Origin of the sequence: Cellulosimicrobium sp. PMB13 (assembly GCF_051294865.1) — a bacterium.
Classification (GTDB): Bacteria; Actinomycetota; Actinomycetes; order Actinomycetales; family Cellulomonadaceae; genus Cellulosimicrobium.
In genome coordinates this window covers 2,826,709-2,839,292 of sequence record NZ_CP145910.1, presented here as the reverse complement: position 1 = coordinate 2,839,292, position 12,584 = coordinate 2,826,709, and the positions used below count along the sequence as shown (strand labels likewise).

At 73.2% G+C, this 12,584-nt stretch carries 11 protein-coding genes; 5 read left to right on the top strand and 6 right to left on the bottom strand.

The genetic code is table 11. The annotated features are described in order from the left end of the window. Positions 1–35: 35 nt before the first annotated feature. On the bottom strand, positions 36–530 hold the full coding sequence (locus V5D56_RS12730; protein WP_435735690.1) for a Rieske (2Fe-2S) protein: 495 nt from the start codon (positions 528–530) through the stop codon (positions 36–38). Positions 531–752: 222 nt separating this feature from the next. On the opposite strand from V5D56_RS12730, the gene V5D56_RS12725 reads away from it, so the two are divergent. The 3 genes from V5D56_RS12725 to V5D56_RS12715 all read left to right on the top strand — a co-directional run bounded on the left by V5D56_RS12725 (position 753) and on the right by V5D56_RS12715 (position 4,976). Continuing rightward, complete coding sequence (locus V5D56_RS12725; protein ID WP_435735689.1) at positions 753–1,181, top strand: hypothetical protein; 429 nt, start codon at positions 753–755, stop codon at positions 1,179–1,181. Positions 1,182–1,276: 95 nt separating this feature from the next. Continuing rightward, on the top strand, positions 1,277–2,308 hold the full coding sequence (gene adhP, locus V5D56_RS12720; protein ID WP_435735688.1) for an alcohol dehydrogenase AdhP: 1,032 nt from the start codon (positions 1,277–1,279) through the stop codon (positions 2,306–2,308). A gap of 361 nt (positions 2,309–2,669) precedes the next feature. Beyond that, complete coding sequence (locus tag V5D56_RS12715; protein WP_435739027.1) at positions 2,670–4,976, top strand: RecQ family ATP-dependent DNA helicase; 2,307 nt, start codon at positions 2,670–2,672, stop codon at positions 4,974–4,976. Positions 4,977–5,046: 70 nt separating this feature from the next. On the opposite strand, the gene V5D56_RS12710 is transcribed toward V5D56_RS12715, so the two are convergent. Continuing rightward, positions 5,047–5,517, bottom strand: a complete 471-nt coding sequence (locus V5D56_RS12710) for a GNAT family N-acetyltransferase (protein WP_435735687.1) — start codon at positions 5,515–5,517, stop codon at positions 5,047–5,049. A gap of 11 nt (positions 5,518–5,528) precedes the next feature. After that, positions 5,529–6,854, bottom strand: a complete 1,326-nt coding sequence (gene hisD / locus V5D56_RS12705; RefSeq protein ID WP_435735686.1) for a histidinol dehydrogenase — start codon at positions 6,852–6,854, stop codon at positions 5,529–5,531. A 103-nt stretch (positions 6,855–6,957) separates the two neighbouring features. Between hisD and V5D56_RS12700 the strand changes: the two genes are divergently transcribed. Both V5D56_RS12700 and V5D56_RS12695 read left to right on the top strand, forming a co-directional pair. Further along, the gene (locus V5D56_RS12700; RefSeq protein ID WP_435735685.1) at positions 6,958–7,182 is read left to right on the top strand and encodes an RNA-binding S4 domain-containing protein; all 225 of its coding nucleotides are present in this window, start codon (positions 6,958–6,960) and stop codon (positions 7,180–7,182) included. Positions 7,183–7,252: 70 nt separating this feature from the next. Further along, entirely contained in the window at positions 7,253–7,879 is a 627-nt protein-coding gene (locus tag V5D56_RS12695) for an HAD family hydrolase (RefSeq protein WP_435735684.1), read from the top strand. Here V5D56_RS12695 and V5D56_RS12690 read toward each other — a convergent pair. The 3 genes from V5D56_RS12690 to dnaE form a co-directional block, all read right to left on the bottom strand. Next, a complete protein-coding gene (locus V5D56_RS12690) occupies positions 7,867–8,271 on the bottom strand; it encodes a pyridoxamine 5'-phosphate oxidase family protein (RefSeq protein ID WP_435735683.1) in 405 nt (134 codons plus the stop codon). The two genes, V5D56_RS12695 and V5D56_RS12690, sit on opposite strands and share 13 nt — an antisense overlap. A gap of 80 nt (positions 8,272–8,351) precedes the next feature. Further along, the gene (locus tag V5D56_RS12685; protein ID WP_435735682.1) at positions 8,352–8,837 is read right to left on the bottom strand and encodes an NUDIX hydrolase; all 486 of its coding nucleotides are present in this window, start codon (positions 8,835–8,837) and stop codon (positions 8,352–8,354) included. A 46-nt stretch (positions 8,838–8,883) separates the two neighbouring features. Then, on the bottom strand, positions 8,884–12,420 hold the full coding sequence (gene dnaE / locus V5D56_RS12680) for a DNA polymerase III subunit alpha (protein WP_435735681.1): 3,537 nt from the start codon (positions 12,418–12,420) through the stop codon (positions 8,884–8,886). Between the last annotated feature and the right edge of the window lie 164 nt (positions 12,421–12,584).

The following is a 12,584-nucleotide window of genomic DNA, read 5'->3' as shown; positions in this document are numbered from 1 at the left end:
CCGTCGTCCGCGGTGCGCCGCCACCGGGTGGGACGTCAGGCCGACGTCACCTCGCCGGACGCGACCGCGACGGGCACCTCCGGGAGCGGCTCGGGCGCCGGGCCGCCGAGAACCGCGCCGGTCGCGAGGTCGTACCGCGAGGCGTGGCACGGGCAGAGCAGCTCCCCGTCGCCCGGCGCGACCGTGCAGCCCTGGTGCGTGCAGATCGCGCTGAACGCGGCGAACGTCCCCTCCTCGGGCTGCGTCACGAGGAGCTGGGCACCGCCGACCGTGACGCTCAGCGCGCCGCCCACCGGGACGTCGTCGGCCCGTGCGAGCACCTCGCCCGGCGGCATCGCCCCGGAACCCTCGTCGCCCTCGCCCTCCGTCCCGGACGGATCGCCCGTGCCCGACGGCGCCCCGCCGCCGCACGCGGCCAGGAGCAGCAGGGCCGCGCCCGAGCCGGTCCCCGCGAGGACCGATCGCCGGGTGGGCCCGTCCCGGTCGACGTACCGCTCGACGATCCGCTCCTCGCGGTCCGGTCCGTCCATCATGGCCTCCGTCGCAGCGGTGTACCGGGAGACGTCGTCGTCCGGCAGCGTCCGGCAGCACCGCACCACGACGACCGTCCGACGAGCGCCGCGCGCGGGACGGCGCTTCAATTGAAGCACCGGGGACGTGCGTCCGCCCCCGCACGCCAGCCCATCACGGCCGCACCCGCCGGCCCGCACGCCGACCCCGGCCCCCTCGCTCGTCCACCGGACGGAACCGCGATGACCCTGACCGGACCTCCGGGTCCCCCGTCGCCCGGGCCGCGCGCCCGGGGCGCGTGGGTGCTCCGGGGCGTGACGGCGGCCGGGCTGCTGCTCTCGGCCGACGTCCACCTCGTCCTGTACGTCGAGGGCTACGCGGACCTCGACGTCGTGGGACCGCTCTTCCTGCTCAACGCGGTCGCGGGACTCGTCCTGGGCGTCCTCGTGCTCGTGTGGCGGCACTGGCTGCCGCTGCTCGGCGCGGTCGGCTTCGGGGCGCTCACGCTCGCGGCGTTCTACCTGTCGACGACGGTCGGGTTCTTCGGCGTGAACGAGACGGTGCGCGGGACGCAGCAGGTGCTCGCTGCCGTGGCCGAGTGGGTCGTGGTCGTCGCGGGGACGATCGCGCTCGTCGTGGAAGGACGAAGGTCCCGGGCTGCGTCGCCGTGAGTCCTCGGTCGTCCCCGGAGCGGCCCTACGGTGCCGGGCCGGGCGTAGCGTCGAGGGCGAGAGACCCTCACCGACCACAACCCGAGGAGATCGCGATGACCACCATGCGCGCCGCCGTCGTCCACGACTTCGCCCGCCCGCTCTCGATCGACGAGCTGGAGGTGCCGACCCCCGGACCGCACGAGGCGCTCGTCAAGGTGGACTACACGGGCGTGTGCCACACCGACCTGCACGCCGCGCACGGCGACTGGCCGGTGAAGCCGGCTCCGCCGTTCGTGCCGGGGCACGAGGGGGTCGGGCGCGTCGTCGCCGTCGGCGAGCAGGTGACGCGCGTGAAGGTCGGCGACCTCGTCGGCAACGCGTGGCTGTGGAGCGCGTGCGGCGAGTGCGAGTACTGCGAGACGGGCTGGGAGACCCTGTGCCCCGCGCAGAAGAACGGCGGCTACTCCGTCGACGGGTCCTTCGGGCAGTACATGCTCGTCGACGCCCGCTACTGCCCCGTCGTCCCGGACGGTGTCGACGAGTCCGCCGTCGGCCCGATCCTGTGCGCGGGCGTCACCGTCTACAAGGGCCTGAAGGTCACCGACACACAGCCGGGCGAGTGGGTCCTGATCTCGGGCATCGGCGGTCTCGGCCACATCGCGGTCCAGTACGCCGTGGCCATGGGCCGCCGGGTGGCCGCCGTCGACGTGGACGACGCCAAGCTCGCCCTCGCGCGCAAGCACGGCGCCGAGGTCACCGTGAACGCGGCCACGTCGCCCGACGCCGCGGCGGAGATCCAGGAGCAGACCGGTGGCGGGGTGCACGGCGCCCTCGTCACGGCGGTCAACGCGCACGCCTTCCCCCAGGCCGTGGGCGCGCTGCGCCGCGGTGGCACGGTCTCGCTCGTCGGGCTGCCGCCGGAGAAGTTCCCGCTCGACATCTTCACGACGGTCCTCTTCGGCCTGACGGTCCGCGGGTCGATCGTCGGGACGCGCAAGGACATGGCCGAGGCGATCGACTTCTTCGCCCGCGGCAAGGTGAGCCCGACGTACAGCGTGCGCCCGCTCGAGGAGATCAACACGATCTTCGACGAGATGGAGGCCGGCACCATCGACGGTCGCGTGGTCATGGACATGCGCTCCTGACGCGACGACCGCCTGGCGTGCACGTGCCGGCCGCTCCCCCACCTGGGGACGCTCGGCACGTGCATGGGCGCCTGCGCCTACGATCGGGCAGGTGAGCTCTTCCGACCCGTACGCGGACCTGCCCTTCGACCCGGCCGACGAGCCGCCCCTCGACGACCCGTACGACGCGCGGTGGTCCGAGCCGGCTTCCGAGGCCGCCGCCGGTCCCGGAGGGGACGGCGCGCCAGACCGGGCGGACCCGTCGGTGCAAGCGCCAGCGCCGCTCGCTGCACCGACCCCCTCGGGACCCGGGCCGGAGGGAGTGCTCGCGCCGCCGTCGCAGACCGCGGACGGCGAGGCGGTGCGCCGCGCGAAGCTCGCGATGCTCCGTGGCCTGCTGGACGGGGAGTCGCTGCGCGAGGACGCCGAGACGGCGCTGCGAGCGCTCGTGGGACGCGACGACGCGCGCCTGCGCGACGACCAGTGGCGCGCGATCGAGGCGCTCGTGGCGTTCCGCCGCCGCGCGCTCGTCGTGCAGCGCACGGGATGGGGAAAGTCCGCGGTGTACTTCGTCGCGACGAAGCTCCTGCGAGACCGCGGTGCCGGGCCGACCGTCATCGTCTCGCCGCTGCTGGCGCTCATGCGCGACCAGGTCTCCGCCGCTGCGCGCGCAGGCATCCGCGCGGTGACCATCAACTCCTCGAACGTCACCGAGTGGGACGACGTGCACGCCGCGATCGAGGCCGGCCAGGTCGACGTCCTGCTCTGCTCCCCCGAACGCCTCAACAACCCGGGCTTCCGCGACGAGGTCCTGCCGCGCCTCGCGGCCGACGCGGGTCTCGTCGTGGTCGACGAGGCGCACTGCATCTCCGACTGGGGCCACGACTTCCGGCCCGACTACCGCCGCATCCGGACCCTGCTCGCCGACCTGCCCAGCGGCATCCCCGTCCTCGCGACGACCGCGACGGCCAACGCGCGCGTCACCGCCGACGTCGCCGAACAGCTCGGCGTGCGGGCCGACGCCGCCACGACCCCGAGCGGCCCCGGGACGTCCGACGAGGTCCTCGTCCTGCGCGGCGGTCTCGACCGCGAGTCGCTCCACCTCGCGGTGCTCCCGCTTCCCGACCAGCCCTCACGCGTCGCGTGGCTCACCGAGGCGCTCCAGGACGTCGACGGGTCGGGCATCGTCTACTGCCTCACCGTCTCGGCGGCCGAGCAGGTCGCGAGCCAGCTCCGCTCGGCAGGCCTCGCCGTCGCGGCGTACACCGGGCAGACGGACCCGGCCGAGCGGGAACGGCTCGAGGAGGACCTCAAGGAGAACCGCGTCAAGGCGCTCGTCGCGACGTCCGCGCTCGGGATGGGCTTCGACAAGCCCGACCTGGCGTTCGTCGTCCACCTCGGCGCCCCGAGCTCACCCATCGCGTACTACCAGCAGGTCGGTCGTGCCGGCCGTGGGGTCGACTCGGCCGTCGTCGTGCTGCTGCCCGGCGAGGAGGACCGGCGCATCTGGGAGTGGTTCGCCTCGACGGCGTTCCCGCCCCAGGCGCAGGTGCGCGCGACCCTCGCCGCGCTCGAGGGCGGCGGCACGCAGTCGGTCGCACAGCTCGAGACCCAGGTGGACCTCAAGCGGTCCCGCCTGGAGGGCATGCTCAAGGTGCTCGACGTCGACGGCGCGGTGCGGCGGGTCAAGGGCGGCTGGGAGTCGACCGGCAGGCCCTGGGAGTACGACGCCGAACGGTACGCGCGCGTCGAGGAGACGCGCACGGCGGAGCAGCGCGCGATGCTCGACTACGAGGCGACGACAGGGTGCCGCATGGCGTTCCTGCGCGCCGCGCTCGACGACCCCGAGCTCGAGGCGGGCTGGGAGTGCGGCCGGTGCGACCGGTGCGGCGGCGTCACGCTGCCCGCGCTGCCGGACGCGGAGACGGTCGCGGCGGCGCGTGCGGACATGGACCGTCCCGGCGTCGAGGTCCTCGCGCGCCGGCAGTGGCCGAGCGGGATGGACCGTCTGGGGCTCGACGTCCGCGGCCGCATCCCCCCGCAGGAGCAGGCCGAGCCCGGTCGCGCGGTGGCGCGGCTCGACGGGCTCGGCTGGTCCGGGCCCCTGCGGGAGCTGTTCGCGCCCGGCGCGCCCGACGGCGAGACGCCCGTCCCGCTGCGGCGTGCCGCCGCTCGCGTGCTCGACGAGTGGGACGCGCTGCGAGGACCGTCACCGGTCGGCTCCGGCGGGCCGGCCCCCGACGGAGAAGGCTCGAGCGGAGGGGCGAGCGGCGACGCCGCGGCCGGGTCCGGCGGCGCGGACGACGCGGCGGACGCCGGGGTGGCGGCCCGGCCCCTGCTCGTCGACGGCGTCGTCGCCGTCCGGTCGGTGACCCGCCCCGTCCTGACGCACCACCTGGCGACCGGCCTCGCCGCGTACCTCGGGCGCCCGCTCATCGGGGCGATCGGGCCCGTGCCCGGTCGCGAGGAGCCCGGGCGCCACGACGTGAACTCCGCGACGCGCCTGTCCGGCGTCGCGGGCCGCCTGCGGCTCGAGCTGTCCCCCGCCGCGCTCGCCGGTCTGGCGGGGCGGCGCGTCCTGCTCGTCGACGACTGGACGGAGTCTGGCTGGACCCTCACGGTCGCGGCGCGGCTGCTGCGGCAGGCAGGGGCCGAGGCGGTCTACCCGTTCGTGCTCGGCGTGCGCTGACGCGCGAGTGCGGCCGCGCCGCGAGGCGCACGGGCCGGACGCGACCGGCGCTCACTCGAGCGGCGCCGGCTCACCATCGCAGGCGCAGCTCGGTGTACGTCGTGTCGACGAAACCGAGCGAGCGGTACAGCTCTTCGCCGTCGGGCGTGGCGTGCAGCGCGACGGAGTCGACGCCCGCGTCGCGCGCCCACCCGATCGCCGCCTCGACGCACGCGCGCCCGTACCCGCGCCCGCGCGCGGACGGGAGCGTGCACACGTTGGACAGGTGCGCCGTGAGGCCTCGGGGGTTGCGGGCCGACGGCGCCCCGCGACCGAGGGTCACGAGCGCGCCGGCGACCACGGCGCCGTCCTCGTCCACGACGAACGCCGCGGCGTCGTCGGCGGCTAGGGCGTCGCGGAACCAGGCCAGGGCCCGGTCCTGCCAGACCTGCCCGTCGGCATCGCTCTCTCCCATGGCGCGCATGAGCTCGACGCGCAGCCGGACGAGCGCCGGGGCGTCCACCGGACGCGCCCGGCGCACGGTGCGTCCGTCCGTGGGCACGACGCCGACGATCAGAGGAAGCGCGCGCGGACGGCCTCGCCGTGCGCGGGCAGGTCCTCGTCGTTGGCGACGGCGACGATGCGGTCGGCCACGACCTCGAGCGCGTCGCGGTCGTACTCGATCACCTGGACCGCCTTGACGTAGCTGTGCACGCCCAGGCCGCTCGAGAAGTGCGCGCACCCGCCCGTCGGCAGGATGTGGTTCGACCCCGCCATGTAGTCACCGAGCGACACCGGTGACCACGGTCCGACGAAGATCGCCCCGGCGCTGCGCACGCGCTCGGCCAGGGCGGCGGCGTCGTCCGTCTGGATCTCGAGGTGCTCGGCGCCGTAGGCGTCGACGACCTGCAGTCCCTGCTCGAGGTCGTCGACCAGCACGACCGCCGACTGCGGACCCGCGAGCGCCTGCGCGACCCTCTGCGAGTGCTTGGTCGAGGGCACGAGGTCCTTGAGCCGGGACTCGACGGCCGCGGCGAGCTCGACCGACGGCGTGACGAGGACGGCCGCCGCCGCCGGGTCGTGCTCGGCCTGGCTGATGAGGTCGACCGCGACGTGCCCCGGGTCGGCGGAGCCGTCCGCGAGGATGGCGATCTCGGTGGTCCCCGCCTCGGAGTCGATGCCGACGACGCCGCGCACGAGGCGCTTCGCCGCGGCGACGAACACGTTGCCCGGGCCGGTGACGACGTCGACGGGCTCGCACAGCGTCTGGCCGTCCTGCGGCTCGCTGCCCGCGGCCCCGTACGCGAACATCGCGATCGCCTGCGCACCGCCGACGCCGTACACCTCGTCGACCCCGAGCAGTGCGCACGCGGCGAGGATGGTCGGGTGCGGCAGCCCACCGTTGTCCCGCTGCGGCGGCGACGCGACGGCCAGGCTCGGGACGCCCGCCTCCTGGGCCGCGACGACGTTCATGACGACGGACGACGGGTAGACGGCGAGCCCACCGGGAGCGTAGAGCCCGACGCGCTGCACCGGCACCCAGCGCTGCCGCACCTGGGCGCCCGGGGCGAGCTGCACGGTGAAGTCCTGGGGCCGCTGCGCGGCGTGGACCTGGCGCACCCGGCGGATCGCCTCCTCGAGGCCCGCGCGCACGGCGGGATCGAGCTCGGCGAGCGCCGTCGAGAGCGCCACCGCCGGCACCCGCAGGTGCTCCGGGCGGACGCCGTCGAACCTCTCGGCGTACTCGCGGAGCGCGTCGGCACCACGGGCCCGCACCGCGTCGATGATCGGGGCCACCCGATGCGCGGCGTCCTCGACACCGACCTCTGCGCGGGGCAGGGTCTCGGCGAGCTCGCGCGCGGACAGGATGCGGCCTCGGAGATCGATGCGGGTGATCATGCTCCGAGTCTAGGAGCGTGGGGCCCGTGCGGACGACGGGTTTCGCCCTTCGGTCGCCCGCCGGAGGCGGAGCCGGCCCGGCGCCGGGTGGGAGGATGGGTGCATGGACGCCACCCCGGTCGAGATCTCCGACGACGTCATCCGGCTCGGACAGTTCCTCAAGCTCGCCGGGATGGCGGACTCCGGGGCCGACGCCCGTGAGCTCATCGCGGACGGCGAGGTCAGCGTCAACGGCGAGGTGGACACGCGGCGCGGTCGCCAGCTGCGCAAGGGCGACACCGTCACGGTCGAGCACCCGCAGGGGACGCAGTCCGCGACGGTCGTCTGACGAGCCGGCGGCCCGTCTCCGCCGTGGAGGTGCCCGCCTGCCCGGACCGTTCCCTGGCACACTGCTGCCCATGACAGTCCGCCACGTGCTGCTCGACGCCGACGGCGTGATGCAGGAGGTCCCGGGCGGCTGGTACGCCGCGATGGAGCCGTATCTCGGTGCGCGCTCGCGCGAGTTCCTGCGCGCGACCTGGAGCGACGAGCTGCCGTACCTCGCGGGTACGGGTGGGGACTACCTCCCGTTCCTCGCCGACGCGCTCGCCGCGTACGGCGTGCCGGCGCCCGCCGACGTCGTGTACCGCGACGTGTGGCTCCGCATCGGCGTGGTCGCCGAGTCCGTCCGGCTGGTCGAACGGCTGCGCAGCGCGGGCTACGGCGTCCACCTCGGCACGAACCAGGAGCGCGAGCGGGGCGTCCACATGCGCACCGCGCTCGGCTACGACGCGCTGTTCGACGTGAGCTGCTACTCCTACGACCTCGGCGTGGCCAAGCCCTCTCCCGAGTTCTTCGTCGAGGCCGCGCACAGGATCGGCGCGGCGCCGTCGAGCATCGTCTTCGTGGACGACGTGGCGGCGAACGTCGAGGCCGCTCGCGGTGTGGGGATGCTCGCCGTGCACTGGAGCGTCGAGCGTGGGCACGACGCGCTCCTCGCGGGCCTCGCGGAGCACGGCGTGGACACCGCGCGTCAGGCCATGTAGGTCGACGCCATGACCTTGTCGGGCGTCAGACGCAGGACGACGCGCTCAGGGTTCGGGTCGAGCTGACGGTAGCGCCGGGCGTAGCGCGCCACGGCGTCGGCGACCTCGGCCTCGTCCTCGACGACCTCGATCGTCCCCTCGAGCGTGATCCACCGACCGCCGTCGACCTGGCACACCACGGCGCGGGGGCGCCCACCGCCGACGCCCGCGCGTCGAGCGTTGCGCGCCTTGACCGACGACCGGTTCGTCGTGATGCGCACGACGCCCGCGTCGGCGTCCCACGTGAACGCGACCGGGACGACGTGCGGCGAACCGTCCGCGCGAAGGGTCGTGAGGGTCGCGAGGTGGCGCTCGGTGACGAAGACGCGCTGCTCGGGGTTGAGTCGGATCACGCGACCGAGCCTAGTGGGGACCGCGCCTCCGGCCCCCGGGACGGACGTCGGATGCACGTTCAGGCGGACGTCGGGCGCGCTCAGCCCGCGAACCCGAAGGTCATGACCGCCGGGACGAGCCCCTGGCGCAATGCACGCATCACCTGCAGCTCGTGCGGGACGACCGGTTCCGGGAGCGCGTCGAGCCTGGACCAGCGCAGGTCGGCGGCCTTGTCCGGCTCCTGCAGCACCGGGTCGCCGGTCCAGCGCTCGGTCGTGAAGAAGAAGTCCACCCGCTGCTCGAGCGCGGGCCCGAAGGGCTCACCCCGGTGCAGCACCGTCACGGGCTGCAGGTGCGCGGCATCGACGTCGATCCCGAGCTCCTCGCGCGCCTCCCGGAGCGCCGCCTCGACGACGGACTCCCCGGCCTCGACGTGGCCGGCGGCGGCCGCGGCCCAGTACCCGTCCCGGTACCCCGTGCCCTGCCGCAGCTGGAGGAGGACCTCGTCGCCGCGCCGCAGCAGCACGTAGGCCGCCGGCACGACCCGGAACCGGTGGTCGGCCGTGCCGTCGTCCCCGGCCCTCACGGGCGCCTCGTGACGCCGCTCGATGCCCCGCCCGTCCGGCACGGGATCAACCGACGAGGCACGACGGACCGAGCAGAGCCTTGAGGTCCCCGAACAGCGCGGGCGACCTCTCGACGCGCAGGGCGTCCCCCGCGCGCACGACCGTCGTCTTGCCCGGCTCGAGCACCTGGACGTGGACCTCCGCGGAGCCCGGGTGCGTCGCGAGGACCTCGCGCAGCCGGGTGATGACCGGCTCGACGCACCGCGTGTGCGGCACGCGCACGGCCACGGGAGACTCCGCACCCACGGACACGTCCGGGAGCGAGACCTCCATCGCCTGGAGCTGCATCGTGTCGTCCCGGCGCCGCACGCGACCGCGCAGCACGACCACCTGGTCCTCCGCGAGGATCGTCGAGTACGCGAGGTACGTCTCCCCGAAGAACATCACCTCGACCGCGCCCTCGAGGTCCTCGATGGTCACGGCCGCCCACGGGTTGCCGTTCTTGCTCATCTTGCGCTGGAGCGACGTGATGAGCCCTGCGACGGTGACGGTCGATCCGTCGGGACGGCCCTCGTCGGCGATGAGCGCCGCGATCCCCGTGTCGGCCGCGCGCGTGAGCACGTGCTCGAGGCCCGAGAGCGGGTGGTCGGACACGTAGAGACCGAGCATCTCGCGCTCGAACGCGAGGCGCTGCTTCTTGTCCCAGTCCGGCAGGTCCGGGACGTCGACGCTGAACGACATCGTCGGGTCGTCCTGCGCCCCGAGGTCGGCGAAGAGGTCGAACTGCCCCTCCGCCTCCTTGCGCTTGACGCTGATGACCGAGTCCACGGCCTGCTCGTGCACGACGAGCAGGGCGCGCCGCGGGTGACCGAGCGAGTCGAAGGCCCCCGCCTTGATGAGCGACTCGATCGTGCGCTTGTTGCACACCACCGCCGGGACCTTGTCGAGGAAGTCGGTGAAGGACGTGAAGTCGCCCTTCTCCTCGCGCGTCGCGACGATCGCGTCGACGACGTTGCGGCCGACGTTGCGCACCGCGGTGAGGCCGAAGCGGATGTCGTCGCCGACGGCGGTGAAGTTCGCGGCGGACGAGTTCACGTCCGGCGGGAGCACCGTGATGTGCATGCGACGGCACTCGTTGAGGTACAGCGCCGACTTGTCCTTGTCGTCGCGCACGCTCGTGAGCAGCGCGGCCATGTACTCGGTGGGGTAGTTCGCCTTGAGGTAGGCGGTCCAGTACGACACGAGTCCGTACCCGGCCGAGTGCGCCTTGTTGAACGCGTACCCGGCGAACGGGACGAGCGTGTCCCAGACCGCCTGGATGGCCTTGTCGGAGTACCCGCGCTCCTTCATGCCCCCGTGGAAGGGCACGAACTCCTTGTCGAGGATCTCCTTCTTCTTCTTGCCCATCGCGCGCCGCAGCAGGTCGGCCTGGCCGAGCGAGTAGCCCGCGAGGACCTGCGCGGCCTTCTGCACCTGCTCCTGGTAGACGATGAGGCCGTACGTCTCGTCGAGGACCTCCGCGAGCGGCTCGGCGAGCTCGGGGTGGATCGGCTCGATCTTCTGCAGGCCGTTCTTGCGCAGCGCGTAGTTCGTGTGCGAGTTCATGCCCATCGGGCCCGGCCGGTACAGCGCGATGACGGCGGAGATGTCCTCGAAGTTGTCCGGCCGCATCTGGCGCAGCAGCGCCCGCATGGGCCCGCCGTCGAGCTGGAACACGCCGAGCGTGTCACCGCGCCCGAGCAGCTCGTACGCCGCGCGGTCGTCGAGCTCGAGGGTCTCGATCTCGATCGGGTCCTTGCCGTTCATGACGATGTTCTCGAGCGCGTCGTCGAGGATCGTCAGGTTCCGCAGGCCGAGGAAGTCCATCTTGATGAGGCCGAGGCCCTCGGACGTCGGGTAGTCGAACTGCGTGATGACCGCGCCGTCCTGGAGCCGCCGCATGATCGGGATGATGTCGATGAGCGGGTCGCTCGACATGATGACGCCTGCGGCGTGCACGCCCCACTGACGCTTCAGCCCCTCGATGCCGCGCGCGAGCTCGACGACGCGCTGCGCCTCGGGGTCGGTGTCGTGGAGCTGACGGAACTCGGCTGCCTCGGCGTACCGCTCGTGCTTCGGGTCGAAGATCCCCGAGAGCGGGATGTCCTTGCCCATGACCGCCGGCGGCATCGCCTTGGTGAGCTTCTCCCCCATCGCGAAGGGGAACCCGAGGAGCCGCGAGGAGTCCTTGAGGGCCTGCTTGGCCTTGATCGTGCCGTAGGTGACGATCTGCGCCACGCGGTCGTCGCCGTACTTCTCGGTGACGTACCGAATGACCTCGCCGCGCCGGCGCTCGTCGAAGTCGACGTCGACGTCGGGCATCGACACGCGCTCGGGGTTGAGGAACCGCTCGAAGATCAGGCCGTGCTTCAGGGGGTCGAGCTCGGTGATCCCCATGAGGTACGACGCCATCGAGCCCGCGGCCGAGCCACGGCCCGGTCCGACGCGGATGCCCTGCGCCTTGGCCCAGTTGATGAAGTCGGCGACCACGAGGAAGTACCCCGGGAAGCCCATCTGGACGATGACCTCGGTCTCGTACTCCGCCTGCTTGCGCGACGCGTCCGGGATGCCGTCCGGGTAGCGCCGGTGCAGCCCGCGCTCGATCTCCTTGACGAACCAGCTCGTCTCGTCCTCGCCCTCCGGGACGGGGAAGCGCGGCATGTAGTTGGCCTTGGTGTCGAACGACACCTCGCACTGCTCCGCGATGAGGAGCGTCGTGTCGCACGCCTCGGGCAGCTCGGCGAAGACCCGCCGCATCTCGGCGGCCGACTTCACGTAGTACCCCGTGCCGTCGAACTTGAACCGGTCCGGGTCGTCGAGCGTCGAGCCCGAGTTGATCGCGAGCAGCGCCTCCTGGCTCGACGCGTCCTCCTCGCGCACGTAGTGCAGGTCGTTCGTGCCGACGATGCGCGCGCCGATCGTCTCCGCGAGCCGCAGCAGGTCCTTCGTGACCCGGGTCTCGATCTCGAGCCCGTGGTCCATGAGCTCGACGTAGAAGTTCTCGCGCCCGAAGATGTCCTGCAGCTCGCCCGCGGTGCGGACGGCCTCGTCCCACTGACCCAGCCGCAGCCGCGTCTGGATCTCCCCGGACGGGCAGCCGCTCGTCGCGATCAGACCCTTGCCGTACCGCTGGAGCAGGTCGCGGTCCATGCGCGGCCACTTGCCCATCTGCCCGTCGAGCGACGCGAGCGACGACGCGCGGAACAGGTTGTGCAGCCCCTCGTTGTCCTTCGCGAGCAGCGTCATGTGCGTGTACGCACCGCGCGCGGACACGTCGTCGGACTCCTGGCCCTTCTCCCCGAACCGCACGCGCGTCTGGTCGAACCGGCTGGTGCCCGGCGTGATGTACGCCTCGACACCGATGATCGGCTTGATGCCCTTCGCCTGCGCCCGCGACCAGAACTCGAACGCCCCGAACACGTAACCGTGGTCCGTCGTCGCGATCGCCTTCTGCCCGAGCCGCTCGACCTCGTCGAACAGGTCCCCGATCCGCGCCGCGCCGTCGAGCATCGAGTACTCGGTGTGGACATGGAGGTGGACGAAGTCCTCGGTCGTGCTCGGCATGCGTCGATCCTAGGCCGGGGCACCGACGCTCTCGTGCACCTCCGGCGGGACACGGGGGTGTGCGTCGGATCTACCATCCGCGCCTCGTCCCTCGGCGCTCCCGCCAGGCCCGCCACGATCCGGCGCACACCCCCACGTCCCCCCTCGTCCGTCCGTCACCTCGT